Origin of the sequence: Paraburkholderia sp., assembly GCF_047605525.1 — a bacterium.
GTDB lineage: Bacteria > Pseudomonadota > Gammaproteobacteria > Burkholderiales > Burkholderiaceae > Paraburkholderia.
The window spans coordinates 165,638-189,161 of sequence record NZ_JASGFN010000015.1 but is presented as its reverse complement, the minus strand read 5'-3'; the positions used below and the strand labels follow the sequence as shown (position 1 = coordinate 189,161).

Here is a 23,524-nt window from a genome sequence, read left to right as displayed (position 1 = left end):
GGGTGAACGCAGAGGCGTCAAGCGTACTGCAATTGACAAAGTCCGGCAGCGAACGCAACGGCCTCACTCTTACATCGCGCCATCACGTCGTCACGTCGCCTGTGCGGCAAGAATTGCCGGGTGCGAAGCGGCCGCGCAAAACCCGCGAAAACCTGCCAGACTCACCGTTACCGCGCAGTGGTCTTCAGCGGCGCTGGCACTCCCCGGCGGCCACCCCGGCCCGATCGCGCAGTCCACTGGATATGGCACGCGCCGCCCCCAACTACACGAGCATGACTTCGGCCAAGACTTCCGCCGCCCTCGACGCGGCGCCTCGTTCACGCAAAGCCCGCTCCACGGCGAGCGCCGTGCGGGCCGCCGCGCCGCCCGCGCAATCCGTGGCGACGCATCGCGCGCTGGACGGCTTTCATCCGGCGGTCGCGGGCTGGTTCCTGAAAACGTTCGCCGCCCCGACCGACGCGCAAGCCGCCGCATGGCCGCCGATCCGCGGCGGGCGCTCGACGCTCGTCGCCGCGCCGACCGGTTCCGGCAAGACGCTGACCGCATTCCTCTCCGCGCTCGACGATCTCGTGTCGCAAGGTCTCGCGAACGGCGGCGCGTTGCCGGACGAAACGCTGGTGGTCTACGTATCGCCGTTAAAAGCGCTTTCCAACGACATCCGCCTGAACCTGCAGATGCCGCTGCAAGGGATCGCCGCCGAACTCGACGCGCTCGGGCTGCCGCCGCTCGAGATCCGCACGGCCGTGCGCACCGGCGATACCACGCCGCAGGAACGCAACGCGCTGAAAAAGCGCGCGCCGCACATCCTCGTGACCACGCCCGAATCGCTGTATGTGCTGCTCGGCTCGGATTCGGGACGACGCATGCTGGCGACGGTGCGCACGGTGATCGTCGATGAAATTCACGCGCTCGCGGGCAGCAAGCGCGGCAGTCATCTCGCGCTGAGTCTCGAACGGCTCGACGCGCTGTGCGCCCGGCGCTTGCCGCGCATCGGGCTGTCGGCGACGCAAAAGCCGGTCGGCGCGGTCGCGCGGTTCCTGGTCGGCGGCGCGAGCATCGACAGCGACGCTGCCGCCGACTGCGCGATCATCGACGTCGGCCACGTCCGCGCGCGCGACCTCGCGCTCGAAATTCCGCCCGTGCCGCTCGAAGCGGTAATGGCGAACGAAGTGTGGGAGCGCGTCTACGACCGCCTCGCCGAGCTGGTCGCGCAGCATCGCACGACGCTGATCTTCGTCAACACGCGACGCATGGCCGAGCGCGCCGCGCGTCACCTGACCGAACGGCTCGGCAAGGACGTGGTGGCCGCCCACCACGGCAGCCTCGCGAAGGAGCATCGCTTCGACGCCGAACAGCGCCTGAAACGCGGCGAGCTGCGCGTGCTGATCGCGACCGCGTCGCTCGAACTCGGCATCGATATCGGCGACGTCGATCTCGTCTGCCAGATGGGCTCGCCGCGCGCGATCGCGCCGTTCCTGCAGCGCGTCGGCCGCTCGGGCCACCATGTCGGCGGCATGCCGAAAGGAAGGCTCTTTCCGGCCTCGCGCGACGATCTGCTCGAATGCGCGGCGCTGCTCGATTGCGTGCGGCGCGGCGAGCTCGACGCGCTGCGGATTCCGCGCGCGCCGCTCGACGTGCTCGCGCAGCAGATCGTCGCGGAGGTGTCGAGCGCCGAGTGGGGCGAGGACGCGCTGTTCGAGATGGTCCGCCGCGCCGCGCCCTATGCCGCGCTCGAGCGCGAGCAGTACGACGCGGTGCTGCGCATGCTCGCCGAGGGCTATACGAGCCGGCACGGTCCGCGCGCCGCGTACGTGCATCGCGACGCGGTGAGCGGCACGCTGCGCGGCCGGCGCGGCGGCAAGCTGGTCGCCGTGACCTCCGGCGGCACGATTCCCGAGAACGCCGATTACGCGGTCGTGCTCGAACCGCAGGCGATCAACATCGGCACCGTCAACGAGGATTTCGCGGTCGAGAGCCTGGCCGGCGACGTGTTCCAGCTCGGCAATGCGTCGTACCGGATTCTGCGTATCGAGAGCGGACGCGTGCGCGTCGAGGACGCGCAGGGCCAGCCGCCGAACATTCCGTTCTGGCTCGGCGAGGCGCCGGGGCGCAGCGACGAACTGTCGTTCGCGGTCGCGCGGCTGCGCGAGCAGGTCGAACGGCTGCTGACGGAGCGGGAATCCTCGGCGCTCGCAGTCGCGCATACGTCAGGCGCCGGGGTGGCGGCATCCGGCGCGACGGCTCGGGTGAAATCCGCCGAAGCCTCAGATGAAACCGTGGCGACCGCGATCGCGTGGCTCCGCATCGACCGCGCGATCGCGTGGCTCGTCGACCACCTGTCACTCGACGAAGCCGCCGCGCGCCAGATCGTCGAATATCTGGCGCGCGCCCGCGCGGCACTCGGCGTGCTGCCGACACAGGACACGCTCGTCATGGAGCGCTTCTTCGACGAATCGGGCGGCACCCAACTGGTGATCCACTCGCCGTTCGGCAGCCGCGTGAACCGTGCGTGGGGACTCGCGCTACGCAAGCGCTTCTGCCGCGGCTTCAACTTCGAATTGCAGGCTGCCGCGACCGAAGACGCCATCGTGCTGTCGCTGACCGGCAGCCACTCGTTCGTGCTCGACGACGTATGGCGCTATCTGCATTCGAACAGCGCCGAGCATCTGCTGATCCAGGCGCTGCTCGACGCGCCGCTCTTCGGCGTGCGCTGGCGCTGGAACGCGACCACCGCGCTCGGCCTGCCCCGCTACACCGGCGGGCGCAAGACCGCGCCGCAACTGCAACGCATGCGCAGCGAAGACCTGCTCGCCAGCGTGTTTCCTGAGCAGGCCGCGTGTCTGGAGAACGTCGTCGGCGAGCGGGAAGTGCCGCGTCATCCGCTGGTCGACCAGACCATCGACGACTGCCTGCACGACGCGATGGACAGCGTCCGCTGGCTCGCGCTGCTGCGCCGTATCGAGCAGGGCGGCGTGCGGCTCGTCGCGCGCGATCTGCCGGCGCCCTCGCCGCTTGCCGCCGAAATCCTGACCGCGAAGCCGTATGCATATCTCGACGACGCGCCGATCGAGGAGCGCCGCACGCAGGCGGTGCAGAACCGCCGCTGGACCGATCCGTCGAGCACCGACGATCTCGGCGCGCTCGACGCCGCCGCGATCGACAGCGTGCGCGACGAAGCGTGGCCGCAGGCGCGCAATGCCGACGAAATGCACGAAGCGCTGACGGGCCTCGCGTGCATCACGCAAGCCGAGGCATGCGAGCGCGAAGGCTGGCTGGCGTTGCTCGCGGCGCTCGCGAAAGCCGGGCGCGCGACGCGTTTGCCGCTCGCCGCAAATGCCGATGCCGATGCCGCCGCGCTCTGGCTGCCCGTCGAGCGGCTCACCTGTTTCGAAGCGCTCTATCCCGCGATCCCGCGCGCGAGCTACACGCCGCCGCTCAGCGCGCCGAAGGGCTACACCGAGTGTTGGAACGCCGACGACGCGCTCGTCGACGTGCTGCGCGCGCGTCTGACCGGCTTCGGCCCGCAGACGGCCGACGCGATCGCACGGCCGCTCGGTCTGCCGCCGGACAAGGTCGAACAGGCGCTCGCGCGGCTCGAAACCGAAGGTTATCTGTTGCGCGGCCGCTTTACCCCGCAATCGATGCCGCACATCTCGCAGGCGGGCGGCGAGGAGTGGTGCGAGCGGCATCTGCTTGCGCGCATCCACCGTTACACCGTCAAGCGTCTGCGGCGCGAGATCGAGCCGGTGGAGCGCCACGACTTCATGCGCTTCCTGTTCGAATGGCAGCATCTGACACCGGGCACGCGCGCCGAGGGCCGCGACGCGCTCGCCGCCGCGCTCGATCAGCTCGAGGGTTTCCAGGCCGCGGCCGGCGCGTGGGAGGAAGACATCCTGCCCGCTCGCGTGCGGGCGTACTCGAATGGTTCGCTCGACGAATTGTGCCGCGCCGGCAAGATCGTCTGGACCCGTTTGACCGAACGCGCGCGCGGCGCCGCGGGACCGATCCGCAGCACGCCGATCGTGCTGCTGCCGCGCGCCCAGTTGCGTTCGTGGCGCGCGCTGCTCGATCCGGCGCGGCAGGGGGAATTGTCGGCGCTCGCGCAAAGCGTGTACGACACGCTGGGCGCAAACGGCGCGATGTTCTTCGACGAACTGCTCGCCGACGTCCGCGTGCTGCGGGTGGAACTCGAAAACGCGCTCGGCGAGCTGGTCGCCGCCGGACTCGCGAACTCCGACAGCTTCGCGGGCCTGCGCGCGCTGCTGAAGCCGGTCGCCAAACGCAATGCGTTTTCGGGCAGCCGGCGCGCGCGATCGAGCGCGCTGATCGGCGGCATGGACGACGCGGGGCGCTGGGCGCTGGTGAGCCGCCCCGCCGCCGGCGTCATCGAAAACGCGCCGGACAACACGCCCGAACACCGCCGCCAGTTGCCGCCCGAAGTGCTCGAACACGTTGCGATGACGTTGCTGCGCCGCTACGGCGTCGTGTTCTGGCGCGTGCTCGAACGGGAGGCGGAATGGCTGCCGCCGTGGCGCGATCTGCTGCGCGTTCTGCAACGGCTCGAAGCGCGCGGCGTAATCCGCGGCGGGCGCTTCATCAATGGGCTGGCGGGCGAGCAGTTTGCGCTGCCCGAAGCGATTCCGCTGCTGCGCGAAGTGCGGCGGCATGCGAACGACGGTGCTTTTATATGCGTCGCCGGCACCGACCCGCTGAATCTCGTGGGTACGCTGCTGGCCGGCGAACGGGTGCCGGCGATCGCGGGCAATCGCGTGCTGTATCGCGACGGCGTGGCCGCGGCAACGCTCGTGGCCGGCAAATTCTGGTTCGACGCGGCGCTCGACGCCGATCCGGCCGAACGCGAACGGGCTCGCGCACTACTCACGCGCCGGTTCTAGCGGCTGTGCCGGCGCGCCGTTTTTTGCCCGAAGTCATCGCGCGAGGCTCGGCCGCGCCGATCGCCGATAACTGTTAACGACCGTTAATGTTTACGCGCCCGAGTCTCCTCGCTTAGATACAATGGGGCAGATTCGTTTTGGTATGAGGAAGACTGTCTGCCGCCATCCGCCCTGACACGGGCTGCCGGCAAACCGCCCGGGGACTTCATGAGCGACGAGCAACACGACGACGTGCTTTACGCGCAGTTCGGCACGAGCAGCCCATGCTGGCATCTGTCGGCGGGCAGCGACACGCTCGAACTCGTGCCGCTCGACGGCGAAGCGCCCGCCCCCGTCGCGATTGCCCTGGATCCTCCGCAAGCCGCGCTGATCCGCAACCTGACCGGCGTAACGTCGCACGTGGTCGTCGACGTACGGCTGGCCGGCCAGCCGCTGCGTCTGCATCTGGTCGGCAAGAAACTCGACAGCCACGGCTGGGGCGGCACCGCGTCGGCGGAAAACGATACCGAATCCGTTGCCCGCGCGCTGCTGCACGGTCTTTCGTTCGCCGAACAGGTCGTCTCCGAAGTGAATTCGGTCGTCGTGATCGTCGACCGGCACGGACGCATACAGCGCTTCAACCGGCTCGCCGAGGAACTGACCGGCATCAGGGAAGAAGACGTCATCGGCCGCGACGCGCGGACGCTTTTCGTCCCGTCCGAAGACGACGCGGCGTCGAACCGGAACCACGCGAACTATTTCAATCGCGGCGAATCGTACGAGATCGAGCGGCGCATCGCGACGGTACACGGCGAGCGGCTTTTTCTGTTTCGCAACAAGTTCGTGCGCCGCGGCAGCGGCATCGAAGACCAGTTCCTGATCTGCTCGGGCACCGACATCACCGAACAGCGGCTCGCGCAGGACCGGCTGATCGAGCAGGCCAGCACCGATCCGCTCACCGGCCTCGCCAATCGCAACGCAATCCAGGAAAAAATCCAGCTCGCCATCGAGCGGGCCGCGCCGGGCGAAAACGTCGGCGTGCTGTTTCTCGATCTCGACAACTTCAAGAAGGTCAACGATCACTACGGTCACGTGTTCGGCGACCGGCTGATCTGCGACGTGTCGGATGCGATCCGCGCCTGCCTGAATCCGGGCGACTCGCTCGCGCGGCTCGGCGGCGACGAGTTCATCGTGCTCGCGGCGAAAGGCACCGCGCATGAACTCGAAAACACCGCGCAGCGCATTCTCGACCGCATGCGCAAGCCTTTCGCGGTCGGGCTCGTCGAGGTCTACACCGGCTGCTCGATCGGCATCGCGCGCTTTCCGGAGCACGGCGACAGCCTCGAATCGCTGATCCGCTCGGCCGATACCGCGATGTACGTCGCGAAGGACGAAGGCAAGCGCACCCACCGGGTGTTTTCGCCGGACATGAACCGCCGCGTCGCCGAATTCATGTGGCTCGACACGAATCTGCGGCGCGGGCTCGAGGAAGGCCAGTTCTCGCTGTATTACCAGCCGAAGCTCGCGCTCGACACCGGCGCCGTGCAGGGCGCCGAAGCGCTGGTGCGCTGGAATTCGCCGGAGCGCGGCCAGATCATGCCGGTGGAATTCATCCGTTATGCCGAGGAATCGGGGCTGATCGGCGTGCTCGGCCGCTGGGTCATGGAAACCGCCGCGAAACAGGCGGCCCGCTGGAAAGCGGCCGGCTACGATCTGCGCATCGCGATCAACCTGTCGGCGCGGCAACTCACCGATACCGCCGTGGTCCAGCATTTCGCCGAAGCTTTGCAGCATGCGAGCCTCGATCCGTGCCTGCTCGACCTCGAGCTGACCGAGAGCTGCCTGATCGAGAATGAAGCGGCCGCGATCGAACTGATCAAGCAATTCCGCCAGCTCGGCGCACAGGTTCATCTGGACGATTTCGGCACCGGCTACTCGTCGCTGTCGCAACTGGGCCGCATTCCGCTCGACATGATCAAGCTCGACCGCAGCTTCGTGTGCTCGATTCACGCGGATATGAAGGCCCAGGCGCTGGTGCGCTCGATGGTCGCGGTCGCGCAGGAGCTCGATTTCCAGGTGGTCGCCGAGGGGATCGAAACCGAAGCCGAAGAAACGTTCATGAAGGGGCTCGGCGTCGAATACGTGCAGGGCTTCCTGTATGGGAAACCGATGCCCGCCGCCGAGTTCGAGCGCTGGCTGCTCGATAAGCGCAGGCTCAGGCTGATCGCCTGATCGCCGGGCCCGGGCTGCGCCCGAGCCATGCCTCGCCGAAATTCAGGGCGCCCTGGCGATCACCTCGGCAACCGCTGCCGTCAGCTTCTTGCCGTATGACACGTGCAGGAATTCATTCGGCCCGTGCGCGTTCGACTTCGGCCCGAGCACGCCGCACACCATGAACTGCGACTTCGGGAAACCCGCTTTCAGCACATTCATCAACGGAATCGTGCCGCCCAGGCCCATGTATGCGGCGGCGGCGCCGAAGTGCTGCTGCGATGCGTCCTCGAGCGCGCTGGCGAGCCACGGCGCGACCTCCGGCGCGTTCCAGCCGCTCGCCGCACCCGCATCCGGCTTGAACGTCACCTTTGCGTTGTACGGCGGATCGAATTCGAGCAGCGCCTTCAGTTCGGCGACGGCCTTGTCTGCTTCGATCGTTGGCGGCAGGCGCAGCGACAGCTTGAACGCGGTACGCGGACGCAGCACGTTGCCCGCGTCCGCCAGCGCGGGCAAGCCGGCCGCGCCCGTCACCGAGAGCGACGGACGCCACGTCGAATTGAGCAGCGCCTCCCGCGGATCGGTCGTGGTGGGCAGCACCTGACGGCCGTCCTGGCCGCACGCCCACGGCATTTTTTTCCACACGTCGTCGCCGAGAATCCGCGCGGCGGCTTCCGCTTCGCGCAGACGGTCCGGCGGCACCGGGCAATGGAAACCCTTGGGCAGCAGCGTGCCGTTCGCCGAATCCTCGAGACGGTCGAACAGTTGCCGCATGATGCGGAAGCTCGACGGCACGATGCCGCCGTAGACGCCCGAGTGGATGCCTTCGTCGAGCACCTGCACTTCGAGGTCGCCGCCGACCAGCCCGCGCAGCGACGTGGTGAGCCACAGTTGATCGTAATTGCCCGCGCCCGAGTCGAGACACACGACGAGGCCGACATTGCCGAGCCGCTCGCGCAGCGCGTCGACATACGGCAGCAGATCGTAGCTGCCCGACTCCTCGCAGGTTTCGATCAGACCGACGCAGCGTGGACGCTCGACGCCCTGCGCGTCGAGCGCGGCGAGCGCCGTGAGGCTCGCGTAGATCGCGTAGCCGTCGTCGGCGCCGCCGCGGCCGTACAGCTTGCCGTCCTCGAGCTTCGGCGTCCACGGGCCGAGGTCGTTGCGCCAGCCGTCGAACTCGGGCTGCTTGTCGAGGTGGCCGTACAGCACGATGGTTTCGTCGCTGCCCGAACGTGTCGCGGCGGTTTCGAAGAAGATCACCGGCGTGCGGCCCGGCAAACGGATCACCTCGAGCTTCAGACCGCGCACCGGCTGTTGCTCGGCCCATTGCGCGGCGTCCGTGATCACGCGCTCCAGGTAGCCGTGCTTCACCCAGTCGGGATCGAACGCCGGGCTCTTGGCCGGCACCTCGATATAGTCGGTCAGCGCGGGCACGATCTCGTCGTTCCATTTGCGCTCGACGAATTCGCGTAGCGTGTCCGGGTTCAGGCGTTGGGCCTGCAGGGTCGTATCGTCGGTGCTCATGATGGGGTCCGTGGTGGTTCTGTTCGGGGAAAAGATCATGATAGTCCCGATGCGCGCCGGGCTGAACCCCTTGGGATATCGCGCGGGAACTGCGCGAACGGGTCGTTCGCGCGACAATCGATGCATATATCTCGCATCGGGAACGGTTATGGGTGGTAATGCGGCCGTTCAGGCCATCGGCGCGATGTTTGCGCTGGCGCTGTACTTTCTGCCGGCGATTCTCGCGGACCGCCGCAAGCGCCGCGACGTGCTGACGCTTGCACTCTTCAATGCCTGCCTCGGCTGGACCGTGCTCGGCTGGCTGCTCGCGCTTTACTGGGCGCTTCAGCCGAATCCGCCCGAGCACCTCGCTAGCGATGTGATGCAGACGCGAAAAACACTCAGCCTGCGCGCGTTTTCGTCCGCGCTGATGGAGCACGTGCAGCGACGCGCGGCCGAGCGCAATCACCCGCGGCGATGAGCCGGTTCGAAGCGGATGGGCAGCGGTTTGAGTTTGAGCGGCTTGCACGCGCAACGGTGCAAGTACCAACCGGGACCAACCGGACGGAAAACTCGAATGTATAAAAGCGATGCCGCAGGACGTTGACGCGGTGGCGACGAGGTCGAATCAGGCCGGGTCACAGCCGCCGCTCGAAGGAGGGAGTGAATCAACGGGTGAACAGGATGCGGCTCGGGGCACGCGCTTATGCTGCCCGCCCAATGCGCTTCCATTGCACGGAGCCGGCCGGAATCGAGCGCGGTTCGGCCCGCACGTTCTGCGGCGCAAACATTTCGCGACGCAACTCGCCGTGTTCGTCGAACCACTCGCAGATCAGCCAGTCGCCGGGATTGAGCGCCACCGGACCTGCATATGTGACGGTCATGCGCGGGCCCCCTTCTTTCAGCTTGACGACGTCGCCTGCGTTAAAGGCGGCGGATGATGCCTGCAATGCGTCAATGGTAGCGGTCAGCATATTCGGTCCCCTATGTTGAGCGTTATTTAAGTCATTGCGCCGGGCTTATCGACATCGACCTCTGAATGAACACTCTAAAAATGGAGAGAGATTAACAATCGAATTTAAATGCAGCAAGCGCTTTTTATTGATATCGTTTTTCAGCGCTGAAAAAATCCATTCCCCAAGGTTTAGTTCCCGGCAAACCACGAAAATACGTCGACGCCGTGCGGGCCTCCATCTGTTCGCTGCCACACGGACGCAACACTTACTGGGAGCCGGTTTGGGCGCCGGTAGAAAATGCGGTCCGCATTCCTCAGATTAAAAAAACGTGACGCAATGCCGCATAAAACCGTGCTGCGTTGATGCAAATCAGAATTACCTGTGAACGACCGCGTCATCGGTAAATAAGAGGATTTATATTCACTTCTTAGTTAAAAATTACGCGATTTTTACGGCACCCCAACGATTGAAAACGATTACCCGCGCCGTATTTTCAAACCGCTTGCGCCATGCGGCGTAGCACCAATTGCTGATGCCGCACGAGCAGCACGCTCAGCCCGATACACACGAACATCAGCAATGCATTAATGGCGAGGCTCACCTGGAATGCGTGCGCATAAGCCGCGGGCGCGGCGCTGCCGCCGAGCGCGCCGAAAAACGCGCCGCTGATCGCCGCGGTACCGAAAGCCGAGCCGATTTGCAGCGTCGACGACACCACGCCCGACGCGAGCCCTGCCTTTTCAGGCACGACCTCCTGCAGCACGATGCGCATGATCGACGGCAGCAGCAGGCCGTGGCCGACGCCCGCGCAGACGAGTCCGCAATAAAACAGCAGATCCGGCGTCGCCGCTCGAGACGCGGACCAGCCGGTCACCGTGAAGCCGACCGTCATCATCGAAAAGCCGAGTGTCAGCACGTGCGCGCCGATGCGCTTCACGACGGCCGGCGACGTCAGCGGGCCGATCACGAAACCGATCGCAAACGGCATGATCGCGACGCCCGAAGCGAGCGGCGTCCAGTGCAGTCCGGTTTGCAGGAAGATGCCGTAGGTCAGGAAGAATGCGCTATTGCAATAGAACAGGAACGCGAGCACCAGACCGAGCGCGAATGCGCGGTTGCGAAACAGTTGCAGGTCCACGAGCGGATGGCCGCCGCCGTGCTCGACCCGCCGCTCGGTCGCGATAAATAGCGCGAACACCGGCACGGCAAGCGCGAACATCACGAAAGTCCAGGCCGGCCAGCCGGCTTCACGGCCATGCGTCATCGGATAGATGACGAGCAGCAGCACCGCCGACAACAGCGCGACGCCCTTCAGATCGACGCCTGTTTGCGTGGCCGGCTGGTTCTCCGGCACGAACTTCCACGTGCCGATAAACGCCGCGATGCCGATCGGAATATTGATCAGGAAGATCACGCGCCAGTCGAGTCCGAACGGGTGATACGTAATCAGCGCGCCGCCGCCGAGCTGACCGACGATCGACGACAGACCGAACACGAAGCCATACAGGCTCATCACGCGTGTCTGCTGATGCAGCGGCACGACCGCGCGGATCGTCGCGAGCACCTGCGGCGCCATCACCGCGGCCGCGATGCCCTGCACGATGCGCGCAATCACGAGCATGTGGCCGCTCGTCGCGAAGCCGCATAGCGCCGAGGCGATCACGAAGCCCGCCATCCCCGTCATGAACATGCGGCGGCGGCCGAACAGATCGCCGAGACGACCGCCTGTAATCAGCAGCACCGCGTACGCCGATGCATAGGCGGACACGACGAGTTGCAGTTGCGCGTCGCTCGCGTTCAGGCCCGTGTGAATCGACGGCAGCGCGAGGTTGACGATGAAATAGTCGAGCGGTGCGAGAAACGCGCCGACGAACAGCACGGTAAGCGCCAGTGCCTGACGCTCGAAGCGCGGCGTGCCCGGCTGGGACGCTGCATGGCGGGCCGCCGATCCGACGCATGCCGCCGGAGCGGGCTTGATCGCTTCGCTTTTCATGACCGATCGTTCAAAAATTAGTTAAAAAAATTCCGGCTAGCGTCAAGTCAGTGCCCGCATCGCCACGTCCACGATGCCAATCAGCGCGTCTTCTTCCTGTGCGGCCCGTCCCAATACGCGCAAACCCTGCATCAGGCAAAGCAGGAAATCGCCGGCCGCCTTTTCGTCGAGCGTCGAATCGAACGCACCGCTTGCCTGCCCCCGGATTACCGCGGCGGCGAGCAAGGTCGCCATGCGCCGCTGAATCGCGGCGACACGCGTGCGCAGCGTCTCGTCATCACGCTGCATTTCCAGCGCGGTATTCGTGATGAAACAACTGCGCTGACCGTTCAACGCGCACGAAACCCGCGCGTAATGCAGCAGCGCGTCGCGCAACGCCTGTTCCGGCGGCACCGGCGCGCTCAGCCGCTGCGCGAGCCGCGCGACCGAGCCTTCCGCGTAATGATCGAGCGCGGCGAGCATGATGCCGTGCTTGTCTCCGAAGACACCGTACAGACTGCCGCGCAGCAGGCCGGTGGCCTTGCACAGATCGTCGATCGAGGTGGCGTGATAGCCGTGATTCCAGAACACCTGGCTCGCGTTCGCGAGCACGACGTCCGTGTCGAACTCGCGCGGACGGCCTCGCACGCACACCTCGCCGGTTTTTTTCGCGACTTGCTTCGAATGACTCAATTGCAATGATCCTGTTGCGTGATTGGCTGGATATTATGACTGCCCGTTCAATAAATCAAGAACGGGTTTCCGTAGGATGACCCGAAGCCTGAACGCCGGCGGCGGGCGCGCCCCGCCGCCGGCCTCGTTACTCTTTTACCGCGGCGTAAACACGACCCGCCACAACCCGCGAGTTCAGGTTTCGAGCTTCGCGTCCATCGTGATCGTCGCGTTCAGCACCTTCGACACCGGGCAACCGGCCTTCGCGTCCGCGGTGGCCTTGTCGAACGCGGCTTTGTCGCCACCCGGAATCTTCACGGCCACGTCGAGATGCACCGCGGTGATCGCAAAACCGCCGCCGTCCTTGTCGAGCGTGACGGTGGCCGTGGTGCCGATCCGCTCGGGCGTGATCCCCGCCTTGCCGAGTTCCGCCGATAGCGCCATCGAGAAACATCCCGCGTGCGCAGCCGCGATCAACTCTTCCGGATTCGTGCCGATGCCGTCCGCGAAGCGCGTCGAAAACGAATACTGGGTGTCCTTGAGGACGCCGCTGTCGGTGGAAATCGAGCCTTTGCCGTTTTGCAGGCCGCCTTGCCAGACTGCCGATGCCTTGCGCTTCATCGCTCTCTCCTGTTGTGCCCTGCCGCGCACGCTTCGCGACCGAAGACGATGCCCGCCGCGGCGGTCCGCCCGGATGTCTCCGCGCGCGGGCATCGGTCGCAGGTGCCGCGCGGCTTTGCAGGCGCGGGCGTGGACCGGATTTCATCATAGGCGCTTCCCGGTGCCGGCGTCGTGACGGCGCCGCGAGTTGTCAGCTACCGCCGACGCGCAAATCGACCGCCGCATTATCCCAACGGCGGCAACAATCTTTCACCAAAAAGCCGCTTTTTTGCCGTCTCCGCAAAAAATACACTTCATTCCAACAGATCGGGACACATGCTTCACCCCGATCCAGCCAACAACCGAAACCGGAGGTCATCATGAAATCGCTTCTTTCCGCAGTCGTCGTCGCATCGACTCTTATCGTTCCGGCAGTGTCGTTCGCCCAGCAGGCAAACGCTCCGGTCACGCGCGCTCAGGTGCGCTCCGAACTCGTGGCCGCGCAAAAAGCGGGCCTCCTGGATCAGAACGACACCCAATATCCGAAGACGGTGCCGCAAGGCTCGACGACCGTGGTTGCTTCGGCGCAGGGTTCGCAGGACGTCGGCGGCGTGAAGGCCGGCTCGTCGGATGCGGGTGCTCCGGCGTCGGTGCAGCAACGTCTGTTCTCGACGTATCGCGGTAACTAATCGCGCTAGCCAGGGTAACCAGGTTCGTGAGTGCGGGCTGCGGTCGATGTTGCAGCGGCACGTAAAAAAGCCCGGGTTGCAGACTTCGCAACCGGGGCTTTTTATTTGCAGCGCGCCGTTGCGGCACCGCGCGCGTCGTCAAACCCTACTCGGGAAACGGCAGACTCTCCTGCCCCAGCGCGCGCATGTCGAACACGTTCAGCGTCATCGCGACAAGCGCGTAATAGCCGAGCAGGCCGACCAGGTTGATCACGACCTGATGTCCGAAACGCTCGACCGCCTTCGCATACGTCGCGTCCGACACGCGTTTCGTTTCATATAGTTCGCTCGCGAAATCGTAGATCAGCGCGTCGTCGGTATCGGTGAAATCGGGGCGGCGCCCCTCGCGGATCGTCTCCGCATCCGCTTCGCCGACGCCTGCCTGCAACGCGATCGGATAGTGGATGTACCACTCGGCCTGTGCCTGCCAGCGCGCGGCGGTCACCAGAATCGCGAGTTCCGACAGACGCAGCGGCAAGCCGGTGCTGTAACGGCAAAACGCGCCGAGGCGCTGGGCCTGCTGGGCCAGCTCCGGGCTATGGATCCAGCCGAGAAACGGTCCGTTCAGATTGCCGCGCGGGCCGGACAGGATTTCGTCGAGCACGATCTTCTGTTCGGGCGTGGCGGTAGACAGGTCGAAGTGAGGCAAACGCTCGGTCATCATGGTTCTCGCGGATAGGGAGGGCTCGAATGGCTCAGGCGGAAGCGGGCACGGCAGCAAGCGCGGCGCCGATCGCGTCGGTCAGGCGGCTCACGATCTCGTCGATGTCGCGCGCCGTGCAGATGAACGGCGGCGCGAGCAGCACATGATCGCCGTTCTTCCCGTCGACGGTACCACCCATCGGATACACCATCAGGCCACGCGCGAACGCTTCGCGCCTGATCGCGGCGTGCAGTTTCAGCTTCGCGTCGAACGGCTCCTTGCTCGCGCGATCCTTCACGAACTCGACGCCGACGAACAGCCCCCGCCCGCGCACGTCGCCGATATGCGGATGCCGCGCGTAGTGCTCGCGCAGCCGGCCGCGCAACTGCTCGCCGCGCGCCTGCACGTTGGGCAGCAGATCGTCCTCGGCGATCACGCGCTGCACTTCGAGCGCCGCCGCGCACGCGGTGGCATGGCCGATATAGGTATGGCCATGCTGAAAGAAGCCCGAGCCGCCGACGATCGTCTGATAGATACGATCGCTGACCAGTGTCGCGCCGATCGCCTGATAGCCCGCGCCGAGCCCCTTTGCGATCGTCAGCAGATCCGGCGTCACGCCGTCTTCCTCGCATGCGAACAGATAGCCGGTGCGGCCCATGCCCGACATGATTTCGTCGAGAATCAGCAGCACGCCATAGCGATCGCAAACCGCGCGAATCTTGCGGAAATACTCGCGCACCGGCGGCACCGCGCCGGCCGTTGCGCCCACCACCGTTTCGGCGACGAACGCGGCCACCGTGTCGGATCCGAGTTCGAGGATCTTCTGTTCGAGTTCATCGGCGAGACGTTGCGCGAAAGCCTCCTCGGTTTCATCGGCGCGTTGCTCGCGATATGCGTAGCACGGGCTCACGTGATGCGCTTCGATCAGGATCGGCAGGAACGGCTCGCGGCGCCACGCATTGCCGCCGATCGCGAGCGCCCCGAGCGTGTTGCCGTGATAGCTCTGACGCCGCGCGATGAAATGACGGCGCTGCGTTTCGCCCTTCTCCACGAAATACTGACGCGCGAGTTTCAGCGCCGCCTCGATCGCCTCCGAGCCGCCCGACACGAAGTACACGTGCTCGAGCCCGGCCGGCGCGCTCGCGACGAGCCGGTCCGCCAGTTCTTCGGCCGGCGCCGTCGTGAAGAACGACGTATGCGCGTACGGCAGTTGCTGCGCCTGGCGCTTGATCGCATCGATCACGCGCTGATTGCTGTGGCCGAGACACGAGACGGCGGCGCCGCCCGATGCATCGATATAGCGCTTGCCGGTGGAGTCGATGATTTCGATGCCGTCGCCCGCGACGGCGACCGGCAGCGACAGCTGCGGAGAGCGATGAAAGACGGTGGACATGTTGTTCAATTCCTCGTGGTTGCGGCGGGAGTGGCGGCGCGAACCTCGGATGCCGCGCGGACGATAAAGGTGTCGAAAGCGCATTGCCCCTGGCGATAAGCCTTCATCGACACGCCTGTGCTGCTGATTTCGAACAGTGCGGTTGCGAGTGTGTTTTCGTCGTCGGGATCGTGCGGATCGTCGCGATAGATCGGCAAGCCCGACGGCGCGCGGTCGCGCAGCACGTCGAGCAGCGCGGCCGCTGGCAGCGGACCGGCACCGGCGAGCGCGGGCAGCAACGCGTTCACACGCGACTGCCGGTCGCGCGACGATTCCGTGACGATCTGCGGCTCGGCTTCGCAGCCTGGATGAATCATATGGTTCGCATGGCCGGAGAGTTTCTCCGCCGGCTGCACCGAGCAGCGCCGCGCGCTCGCCTCGACGCTGAAAAGACGCGCGTCGCCGGCGCAGCCGAGCGTGTGATGAAAGCCGCTCGCCGACGGTGCGCCGCGCAGGATCTGCAACGCTTCGTCGAGCGAATGGGCGTCGAGTACCGCGCGCGCGAGAATCATGCGCGGCACGCCGGCAATGGGCGTGCGGATACGCAGATTGTTGATCGCCTGCGCGAGCCCCGCGCGACTGGCCGCGAACGTATGGCCCGGCAGCGAACCCGGATAGTAGAAACTGACGAAACCCGGCCGGCCGTTGGGTCGGACGTCGAGCACCGCGCAGCGCTCGCGCAGGAACGGGTCGCCATCTTCGTTATGCGCGATGAAGCGCGTGTCGCCTTCGATGGCCGCCAGCGTCGTGCAGCCGTCCGGCGCGTTGTGGATCAGCTCGCCGCGGCAGTTCCACAGGAACACGTCTTCGGCCGCCCAGCCGAGCCCGGCCGCCATCCCGTCGAGTTCGGCGAGCAGCGCCGGAAAATGCGCGCGCGCCGCGTCGCGCAGCGTCTGCACGAACGGCGCGCCGCGCCAGCGCCGCACCGCCTGCCATGCGGCGCTTTGCGCCATGTAATCGGCGAACACCGGGCGCGCGATCTCGCCGAGCCGGTAGCCGATCTCGTACGGCTCACCGCTGATCTGAAAAAAACCGAATCCCTGCATCGACGCCACCGGCGCACCCATATTCAACAATCGGTACGTAGTTATACGCTTATACAACATTTGTTGTCAAATGCCGTGGCGTGGCATCGGATGGAGCGGGCCGTGCTCCATCCGGGCAATCGCTTTCTTGCAGCCGGGAGGCGCGAGGAAAGTTTAAGTGCGTCGGCGCATGCTCAAGGCACGTACGCACCCTTCGCATGCAACGATTGCTCGGCGAGCGCGAGCTGTTCGACCGCGTGCGCGCCTTCGAGCGCGAGCAGATGCGCGACCAGCGCCTCGGCGATCGCAGTCGCGGCCACCAGCGACGGAAAGAACGACGGGCTTTCGTGCGAGAAGATCAGCACCTTGTCGGCGTTCAACGCGATGGGCGACACGGCGCTGTCGGTGATCGCGATCAGCTTGCTGCCTTTTTCGAGCGCGGCTTCGGCGACGCGCGCCGCCTCGACCGAATAAGGCGCGAAGCTGATGACGATCGTCGCGCTGTCGCGCTCGATCGTGCGCAGTTGCATTTCGAGCGTACCGGCCTCGCCATTGAGCAGCGACACCGACGGACGGAACAGCCGGTACCCGTACACGAGACCGAACGCCACCGGGTAGCACGAGCGAAAGCCCGCCACGTGCACGTGCGGCGCGCGCCGCACCACCCGCGCCGCCTCGACGATCACGCGGCCGTTATGCGCGGCGGTGGTTTCGAGATTGTGCTGTTGCGCGACGAGCAGATCGTTCGCGAGCGCGTCCTTCGATTTGACGAGCGAGCGCGCGCGGCTCGTCAGCGGCTCGGGCCGCGTGCGCACGCGCGCGACGAACAGGTTGCGCAATTCGTTCCAGCCGGGAAAGCCGAGTTGCTGCGACAGACGCACGAGCGAGGCGGGCTGCACCTGCGCGCGCTCGGCGACTTTGCGCATCGACGACACCGCGACCTCGTCGGGATGATCGAGCAGGAAGCCCGCTCCCATCTGGAATTGCGGGCTCAGGTCGGAGAAGCGCGCCCGGATCAGGGCGACGAGCTGATCGAAGCTGTCTGGCATGGGGTCGGGACGGCGTTGAAGATGACAACAAATGTTATCACCGCGGGACGGGTAATCAACGGAGTGTTGAGGCTGGGCTGGAAAGCCGCTGGGTTAAACTTTGTGATCACATAGTTTTTGCCAATGGTATTTCGATAATCTCCTGCCCTTCGCCGGCGAAAACAGACTGCCGCGCGGCTACAGCCCTGAAGCACGCGCCGGCCGCCGACACGCCGCCATCGAATTCACAGCAACGCCACCACCCTCACGTCCCCCTGCTCCGCCGAAGCCACCACCTTCTCGCCAATCCGGCGGAACGTAATCGACACCGCCGCATCCCCCACGCGCAGATCGCTGACCTCGAGCCAGTCGATACCCTCGGGCAACATCGGCTGTTCGATCAGCACTTCGCGCCGTTCGGCATCGATCGTGATGCCCAGACACGCCTCCAGCATCATGAACGGCGAGCCCGCCGCCCATGCTTGCGGCAGACACGCAACCGGATACGCGGTAGGCGGCTCGCCACGCCGGCGCGGGAAACCGCAAAACAGCTCCGGCAAGCGCATATCGAAATTGACCGCCGCCTGGAACAGCGCCTGCAGCAGCCGCACCGCCGATGCCTTGCCGCCGTAGTGCGACAGCCCGCGCGCGCACAGCGCGTTGTCGTGCGGCCAGACCGAGCCGTTGTGATACGCCATCGGATTGAAGCGCGCCTGGCTCGCGGCCAGCGTGCGCACGCCCCAGCCGGTATGGAACAGGGTGGAATCGAGCGCGCGCACCACCGTTTCGCCGCGCTCGCGCGACGGCAGGCCGAAGGCCAGCAGATGCCCCGCGTTCGATGCCATCACGCGACACAGTTCGCCGTGACCGTCGAGCGCGATGCCGTAGAAGCCGACCTCGTCCATCCAGAACTTTTCCTCGACGCAGTGGCGGATCTTCCGCGCGCGCTCCGCATAGTGCGCGGCGTCGTCGCGCTGGCCGCGCTGCTTCGCGAAGCGGGCCATCGTGTCGAACGCGGCGCTCGCATATGCCTGCACTTCGACGAGCGCGATCGGGCCATCGGGGAAGCGGCCGTCGGCATGGAACACCGAATCGTGACTGTCTTTCCAGCCCTGGTTCGCAAGGCCGCCATCCGATTCGCGCTGATAGTCGAGCAGCCCGAGAGGGTTGCGGTCGCACACGCCCGCGACCCACTGCGCCGCGCGTTCGAGCGCCGGCCACAGTTCGTCGATCAGCGCGAAGTCGCCGGTGCGGGCCGCATAGGCGCCGGCCAGTACGATGAAGAGCGGCGTGGTGTCGACGCCGCCGTAGTACAGCGCGAACGGCACCTCGCCGGCGGCGGCCATTTCGCCCTTGCGCATCTCGTGCATGATCTTGCCGGGCGCGGCGTCGCGAAACGGCGAATTCTCGCGCGCCTGATGATCGGCGAGAAAGCGCAGCACGCCCGCGGCGAGATGCGGCTGCAGCCATAGCGTCTGCAACGACGTAATCACCGCGTCGCGGCCGAACGGGGTCGAAAACCATGGGATGCCCGCGTACGGATACGGACCGGTCGCGAGGTCCGTCGTCAGCAGGCTGAGGTCCGCGAACGAACGGTCGATCCACGCGTTGAACAGCGGATTGCTCGAGCGCACGCGCGCACTCGCGCGGCGGCGATCGCGCATCACGAGGTGGGCGTCGACCAGCGCCGCGCGCACCGCCGCGCGGCCGACCCGCGGGCGCTCCGCGTCGATCTGCGACAGATGCGCTTCGCTCATCGCATGGACCGGCTGCGACACGTCGGCGCCGGACTTGCCCGCCATCGGCGCGACGTGCACCGCGACTGACAGATAGATCGACACGCAGGCCTGCGCGGGCAGCTTGACCGTGTAGTCGGCGCGGTCGGCGAACAGTTTGTCGGGCTGCGGCGAGAACGCGATCTGCACGTGGCGCCCCACGTCGTCGAGACCGACATAGCCGAGCAGCACTTCCTGATTCTCGACGCGCGCAGGCTGGATGCGCCCCTGCTTGTCGCGCTTCAGGCCGCGCACTTCGAACATGTCGCGGAAGTCGCTGGAAAACGAAATGGAGAGCGGCACGATCGCGTCGCTCGTGCCGTAGTTCGTGAGTTCGATCGCCTCGTTGAGCACGGTGCCCGACAGCACGCGCACGCGCTCGACGTGAATCACGCCTTCGGGCGTGCTGTCGCCGCCGAGCGGCGGCAGCGGACGGTTGGTCAGATGCGCGGTGAACGACGTGTTGTCGCTGCTGACGCTGCCCGACAGCAATGACGGCGCGCGGCCGCCGAAGGTCAGGCGCAGTTGCGACAGCACGCGGGTGTCGTTGACGAACAGGCCATCGTCGTGGCCGGTGATATCGCCGAGGGGATCGTTGACGATGAAGGTGTCGCCCGACTTCAGCACGTGCTGCGTGGCGCTCGCGACGTTGAGGTTTTCCGTCGGGATGAAAATGCCGTCCTGCTCGGGTTCGCGATGATCGACGCCGCCCGAATGGGTCACCCCGCCGAGGGCTTCTGGCTGCTGCTGTGTCAAGGTCGCTCCTATGGATTCGATTCGCTGCTGCGTTCAGTTCCGCTTTCGGGTTGCGCCTGGGGCGTTGCCGCCGGGGTTGCCCGGTCGCTTCCGATTGTAGAAGGTCTGTGCGCGTGAGACGAACTTATCGCATTGGAGTTTCGGCTTTTTTACCGGGATTTTTTTATCGGTTTTCGGTGGCACAGGACGTGCAGGGAAATGCACGGCGCTTTTGCGTTGGATCCGCGGTGAATCCGCGTCGGATCCTTGCCGAAGCGCCGCGTGGACAGCGCGGAGCGGAAAGAGGACCGCCGCCCTCGCGGGCCGGCGATCCGGTATGCGTCAGCGTTGCGCGATCGGTTTCGCCTCGCGCAGCGTCTCGCCGATAAACAACTGCCGCGGACGGCCGATCTTCTGCTCGGGATCGGCGATCATTTCGTTCCACTGCGCGATCCAGCCGACCGTGCGCGCCATCGCGAAGATGCACGTGAACATCGAGGTCGGGATGCCCAGCGCGCGCTGCACGATGCCCGAGTAGAAGTCGACGTTCGGGTACAGCTTGCGCGACACGAAGTATTCGTCTTCCAGCGCGATTTTCTCGAGCGCCATCGCCAGCTTGAACAGCGGGTCGTCGTGCAGGCCCAGCTCCTCGAGCACTTCGTGGCAGGTCTCGCGCATCAGCTTCGCGCGCGGGTCGTAGTTCTTGTAGACACGGTGACCGAAGCCCATCAGCTTCACGCCCGAATTCTTGTCCTTCACCTGCCTGATGAACTCGGGAATGTTATCGACCGAGCCGATTTCTTCCAGCATGTTCAGCGCGGCTTCGTTCGCGCCGCCGTGCGCCGGGCCCCACAGACACGCGATACCGGCCGCGATACACGCGAACGGGTTCGCCCCCGACGAACCGGCCAGACGCACGGTCGACGTCGACGCGTTCTGCTCGTGGTCCGCGTGCAGGATCAGGATGCGGTCGAGCGCGCGCACCAGCACGTCGTTGACCTTGTACTCTTCGCACGGGTTCGAGAACATCATGTGCATGAAGTTCGCGCTGTACGACAGGTCGTTCTTCGGATAAACGAACGGCTGGCCGATGCTGTACTTGTACGCCATCGCGACCAGCGTCGGCAGCTTGGCGATCATGCGGGTCGCCGACACTTCACGATGACGCGGATTGGTGATGTCGAGCGAGTCGTGATAGAACGCGGACAGCGCGCCGACCGCGGCGACCAGAATCGCCATCGGGTGCGCGTCGCGGCGGAAGCCACGGAAGAAGAACTGCATCTGCTCGTGCACCATCGTGTGCTTCGTGACGGTCTCGACGAACTCGGTCTTCTGGGCGGCGTTCGGCAGTTCGCCGTTCAGCAGCAGGTAGCAGGTTTCGAGGAAGTCGGCGTTCTGCGCGAGGTTGTCGATCGGATAGCCGCGATACAGCAGCTCGCCCTTGTCGCCGTCGATATACGTGATTTCGGAATTGCACGACGCGGTCGACATGAAGCCCGGATCGTACGTGAACTTGCCGGTCTCGCTATACAGCTTGCGAATGTCGATGACGTCCGGGCCCAGCGTGCCCTCGTAGACCGGCAGATCGACGGTCTGATCGCTGTCGGAGAAGCTTAGCGTTGCGTGTGTCTTCGAGTTCATCTATATCTTCCTTTTGCTTTGATACCGCATACGTGCCGGCATGCATGAGGTCGTACAGCGAGACGCGATATCCGCGCGCGCTGGGTGAAGTACTGGCATGCGCAGGCTCCGCCCCGCATTCTACGGGCCCATATGTCGCCGATTGCGTCGATTGATGGCAACAGTCCATCTCCGTACGCGCAACATTCGTTGTTCGCGCACAGCCGCTTCGCGTTGCCTACGCATCGCTTACGAACGGCCCGCGAAGCTTGCGCGCGCACCCTTCCCCGCATGCTCGCTGAGCCGCGTGACACACATGAGTACATTGCCAGCCAGATGAAAGCTGGAGCAACTGTCGCAACAATGTTTTGCCGGCAGCGAACTGCGTCGTCCCACCCGCATCTGCGATACTCGATCCATGCAGTGATGCTTACGGCCCGCTTCCGAAGCGGGCTTTTCTGGTCAAAGAAAAACAGGAAGGATGCAATGAACGCTTCGCTCGAAATGCTGTTTCCGGATCATGTCCATACCGAAGACAACACCGTCACCGCACTCAACCATCAGGACATCGTCGTCGCATTGTCCGCCGCGCTGAAAACGCAGGACGTCGCGGTGCTGCACATGCTCTACCCGCGCACCGACGCGCGCACGCATCGCAGTCTCGACACGCTCGTGAACGTCTTGCACGGACACGGCCTGCATGAAGTCGCCGATCTGGTCGCGCAGGAAGCGCACTATCTGCTGTTCAAGGATCCGGTGAAGGCATGGAAAGCCTTCCATGAAATCCGCAACGACTCGCTCGCGATCGGCGTGCATCTGTATTACCACGGCCTCGTCGGCGAAGCGGCCGAACATGCGCTCGACAAGGACGCGCATCGCAAGGCTTGAGGCTTTGAAGCGGCGCTCAGCGAAGCACGCGCCCGCTGATTCTCCGCGTCACTATCTCTTCAACGCGCGCCCATCGCCTGAATGAACCCGTCGACATAGCGATTGAACGCGGCCGGATGCGCGAGGTTCATCCCGTGCGACGCGCCGCGCACCGTCTCGCGGCACCCAGCCGGCAACCACGACTGCAACGCGGTCACGGTGCGCCGGAACATGTCAGGGCTCTTCTCGCCATCGATCAGCAGCACCGGGCAGCGCACGTCGGCGGCCTCATCGGGATCATACGCGGGCAGCGGATCGCGGAGCTGCGGCGCGAGCGTGTGCGCGTTGTCGGTCGCCATGCGGCGAAAGCCCGGCGTGCTCATCGCCCAGAAACCGGGGCGGCTCACCGAATCGACGAATAGTTGCAGCCCCGCGTCCACTTCGCCCGTTTCGATCAGTTGCGCCGCTTTCGCGCGCAATGCATTGACCGTCTCCGGCAGGCGCGCGGGCGGGCGTCCGGCGATCTGCAGCGGGCCGCCCGGATCGGCGAGCGTCAGCGTGCGCACGCTCTCGCCATGACGTCGCGCGAAATGAAAGGCCACGCACCCGCCGCGCGAATGTCCGACCACGTGTGCCGGCCCCGCGCCGAAACGATCGATGAATTCCGCGACTTCGTCCGCATGCGCGCTCCAACTGAACGGCAGATCCGCGCCGCTGTCGGTCACCGGCCAGTAGTGCGTGAGACTCACCGCGACACAGCGATAGCGCTTCGACAACCCGGTCAGTTGCGGCTCCCAGTAGCGGTAATCGCACAGCGAGCCATGCACGAACAGCAGCAGTTCGCCCTCGCCTGCCTCGACGTAAGGCATGCGCAAACCGT

17 protein-coding genes are annotated in these 23,524 nt (G+C 65.5%); 5 read left to right on the top strand and 12 right to left on the bottom strand.

Annotated elements, in window-relative coordinates; all coding sequences use genetic code 11:
• Positions 1 to 272: 272 nt before the first annotated feature.
• Both QM685_RS22225 and pdeR read left to right on the top strand, forming a co-directional pair.
• Positions 273 to 4,895: a DEAD/DEAH box helicase gene (locus QM685_RS22225; RefSeq protein ID WP_415119434.1), complete on the top strand. Its 4,623-nt coding sequence runs from the start codon at positions 273 to 275 to the stop codon at positions 4,893 to 4,895.
• Positions 4,896 to 5,102: 207 nt separating this feature from the next.
• Positions 5,103 to 7,106, top strand: coding sequence for a cyclic di-GMP phosphodiesterase (gene pdeR, locus QM685_RS22220; protein WP_415119354.1), 2,004 nt, complete (start codon positions 5,103 to 5,105; stop codon positions 7,104 to 7,106).
• 42 nt (positions 7,107 to 7,148) lie between these two features.
• On the opposite strand, the gene QM685_RS22215 is transcribed toward pdeR, so the two are convergent.
• On the bottom strand, positions 7,149 to 8,612 hold the full coding sequence (locus QM685_RS22215; protein ID WP_415119352.1) for a M20 family metallopeptidase: 1,464 nt from the start codon (positions 8,610 to 8,612) through the stop codon (positions 7,149 to 7,151).
• A gap of 148 nt (positions 8,613 to 8,760) precedes the next feature.
• Here QM685_RS22215 and QM685_RS22210 point away from each other — a divergent pair, with 148 nt between their 5' ends.
• Positions 8,761 to 9,072, top strand: a complete 312-nt coding sequence (locus tag QM685_RS22210) for a superinfection immunity protein (protein ID WP_415119432.1) — start codon at positions 8,761 to 8,763, stop codon at positions 9,070 to 9,072.
• A 223-nt stretch (positions 9,073 to 9,295) separates the two neighbouring features.
• On the opposite strand, the gene QM685_RS22205 is transcribed toward QM685_RS22210, so the two are convergent.
• From QM685_RS22205 to QM685_RS22190, 4 genes are all read right to left on the bottom strand, one after another.
• Positions 9,296 to 9,565 carry a YodC family protein gene (locus tag QM685_RS22205; RefSeq protein ID WP_415119350.1) on the bottom strand — a complete coding sequence of 90 codons (270 nt, stop codon included), beginning with the start codon at positions 9,563 to 9,565 and terminating at the stop codon, positions 9,296 to 9,298.
• A gap of 475 nt (positions 9,566 to 10,040) precedes the next feature.
• Entirely contained in the window at positions 10,041 to 11,540 is a 1,500-nt protein-coding gene (locus tag QM685_RS22200; protein WP_415119348.1) for an MFS transporter, read from the bottom strand.
• A gap of 42 nt (positions 11,541 to 11,582) precedes the next feature.
• The gene (locus QM685_RS22195; protein WP_415119346.1) at positions 11,583 to 12,212 is read right to left on the bottom strand and encodes a TetR/AcrR family transcriptional regulator; all 630 of its coding nucleotides are present in this window, start codon (positions 12,210 to 12,212) and stop codon (positions 11,583 to 11,585) included.
• A gap of 174 nt (positions 12,213 to 12,386) precedes the next feature.
• Positions 12,387 to 12,812: an OsmC family protein gene (locus tag QM685_RS22190; RefSeq protein ID WP_415119344.1), complete on the bottom strand. Its 426-nt coding sequence runs from the start codon at positions 12,810 to 12,812 to the stop codon at positions 12,387 to 12,389.
• 359 nt (positions 12,813 to 13,171) lie between these two features.
• On the opposite strand from QM685_RS22190, the gene QM685_RS22185 reads away from it, so the two are divergent.
• Complete coding sequence (locus QM685_RS22185; protein ID WP_415119343.1) at positions 13,172 to 13,480, top strand: DUF4148 domain-containing protein; 309 nt, start codon at positions 13,172 to 13,174, stop codon at positions 13,478 to 13,480.
• Between the two features lie 145 nt (positions 13,481 to 13,625).
• Here QM685_RS22185 and QM685_RS22180 read toward each other — a convergent pair whose 3' ends face one another.
• The 6 genes from QM685_RS22180 to gltA form a co-directional block, all read right to left on the bottom strand.
• Positions 13,626 to 14,180: a carboxymuconolactone decarboxylase family protein gene (locus QM685_RS22180; protein ID WP_415119430.1), complete on the bottom strand. Its 555-nt coding sequence runs from the start codon at positions 14,178 to 14,180 to the stop codon at positions 13,626 to 13,628.
• A gap of 34 nt (positions 14,181 to 14,214) precedes the next feature.
• Positions 14,215 to 15,555 carry an aspartate aminotransferase family protein gene (locus QM685_RS22175; RefSeq protein WP_415119341.1) on the bottom strand — a complete coding sequence of 447 codons (1,341 nt, stop codon included), beginning with the start codon at positions 15,553 to 15,555 and terminating at the stop codon, positions 14,215 to 14,217.
• A 5-nt stretch (positions 15,556 to 15,560) separates the two neighbouring features.
• Positions 15,561 to 16,661 (bottom strand): C45 family autoproteolytic acyltransferase/hydolase, encoded by a 1,101-nt coding sequence (locus QM685_RS22170; RefSeq protein ID WP_415119339.1) that lies wholly within the window; start codon positions 16,659 to 16,661, stop codon positions 15,561 to 15,563.
• Positions 16,662 to 16,813: 152 nt separating this feature from the next.
• Complete coding sequence (locus QM685_RS22165) at positions 16,814 to 17,668, bottom strand: MurR/RpiR family transcriptional regulator (RefSeq protein ID WP_415119337.1); 855 nt, start codon at positions 17,666 to 17,668, stop codon at positions 16,814 to 16,816.
• A 224-nt stretch (positions 17,669 to 17,892) separates the two neighbouring features.
• Complete coding sequence (locus QM685_RS22160) at positions 17,893 to 20,178, bottom strand: glycogen debranching N-terminal domain-containing protein (RefSeq protein WP_415119335.1); 2,286 nt, start codon at positions 20,176 to 20,178, stop codon at positions 17,893 to 17,895.
• 321 nt (positions 20,179 to 20,499) lie between these two features.
• Positions 20,500 to 21,798 (bottom strand): citrate synthase, encoded by a 1,299-nt coding sequence (gene gltA / locus QM685_RS22155; RefSeq protein WP_415119333.1) that lies wholly within the window; start codon positions 21,796 to 21,798, stop codon positions 20,500 to 20,502.
• Between the two features lie 465 nt (positions 21,799 to 22,263).
• Between gltA and QM685_RS22150 the strand changes: the two genes are divergently transcribed.
• Positions 22,264 to 22,665, top strand: a complete 402-nt coding sequence (locus QM685_RS22150; protein ID WP_415119331.1) for a hypothetical protein — start codon at positions 22,264 to 22,266, stop codon at positions 22,663 to 22,665.
• A 59-nt stretch (positions 22,666 to 22,724) separates the two neighbouring features.
• Here the strand turns inward: QM685_RS22150 and QM685_RS22145 are convergent, their stop codons facing one another.
• Positions 22,725 to 23,513 carry an alpha/beta fold hydrolase gene (locus QM685_RS22145; protein WP_415119428.1) on the bottom strand — a complete coding sequence of 263 codons (789 nt, stop codon included), beginning with the start codon at positions 23,511 to 23,513 and terminating at the stop codon, positions 22,725 to 22,727.
• Positions 23,514 to 23,524 lie beyond the last annotated feature (11 nt).

Excerpts from the sequence above, each read along its gene's own strand:
- QM685_RS22225 (WP_415119434.1), top strand. The coding sequence starts at position 273 with ATGACTTCGGCCAAGACTTCCGCCGCCCTCGACGCGGCGCCTCGTTCA.
- pdeR (WP_415119354.1), top strand. The coding sequence starts at position 5,103 with ATGAGCGACGAGCAACACGACGACGTGCTTTACGCGCAGTTCGGCACG.
- QM685_RS22215 (WP_415119352.1), bottom strand. The coding sequence starts at position 8,612 with ATGAGCACCGACGATACGACCCTGCAGGCCCAACGCCTGAACCCGGAC.
- QM685_RS22210 (WP_415119432.1), top strand. The coding sequence starts at position 8,761 with ATGGGTGGTAATGCGGCCGTTCAGGCCATCGGCGCGATGTTTGCGCTG.
- QM685_RS22205 (WP_415119350.1), bottom strand. The coding sequence starts at position 9,565 with ATGCTGACCGCTACCATTGACGCATTGCAGGCATCATCCGCCGCCTTT.
- QM685_RS22200 (WP_415119348.1), bottom strand. The coding sequence starts at position 11,540 with ATGAAAAGCGAAGCGATCAAGCCCGCTCCGGCGGCATGCGTCGGATCG.
- QM685_RS22190 (WP_415119344.1), bottom strand. The coding sequence starts at position 12,812 with ATGAAGCGCAAGGCATCGGCAGTCTGGCAAGGCGGCCTGCAAAACGGC.
- QM685_RS22185 (WP_415119343.1), top strand. The coding sequence starts at position 13,172 with ATGAAATCGCTTCTTTCCGCAGTCGTCGTCGCATCGACTCTTATCGTT.
- QM685_RS22180 (WP_415119430.1), bottom strand. The coding sequence starts at position 14,180 with ATGACCGAGCGTTTGCCTCACTTCGACCTGTCTACCGCCACGCCCGAA.
- QM685_RS22175 (WP_415119341.1), bottom strand. The coding sequence starts at position 15,555 with ATGTCCACCGTCTTTCATCGCTCTCCGCAGCTGTCGCTGCCGGTCGCC.
- QM685_RS22170 (WP_415119339.1), bottom strand. The coding sequence starts at position 16,661 with ATGGGTGCGCCGGTGGCGTCGATGCAGGGATTCGGTTTTTTTCAGATC.
- QM685_RS22165 (WP_415119337.1), bottom strand. The coding sequence starts at position 17,668 with ATGCCAGACAGCTTCGATCAGCTCGTCGCCCTGATCCGGGCGCGCTTC.
- gltA (WP_415119333.1), bottom strand. The coding sequence starts at position 21,798 with ATGAACTCGAAGACACACGCAACGCTAAGCTTCTCCGACAGCGATCAG.
- QM685_RS22150 (WP_415119331.1), top strand. The coding sequence starts at position 22,264 with ATGAACGCTTCGCTCGAAATGCTGTTTCCGGATCATGTCCATACCGAA.
- QM685_RS22145 (WP_415119428.1), bottom strand. The coding sequence starts at position 23,513 with ATGCCTTACGTCGAGGCAGGCGAGGGCGAACTGCTGCTGTTCGTGCAT.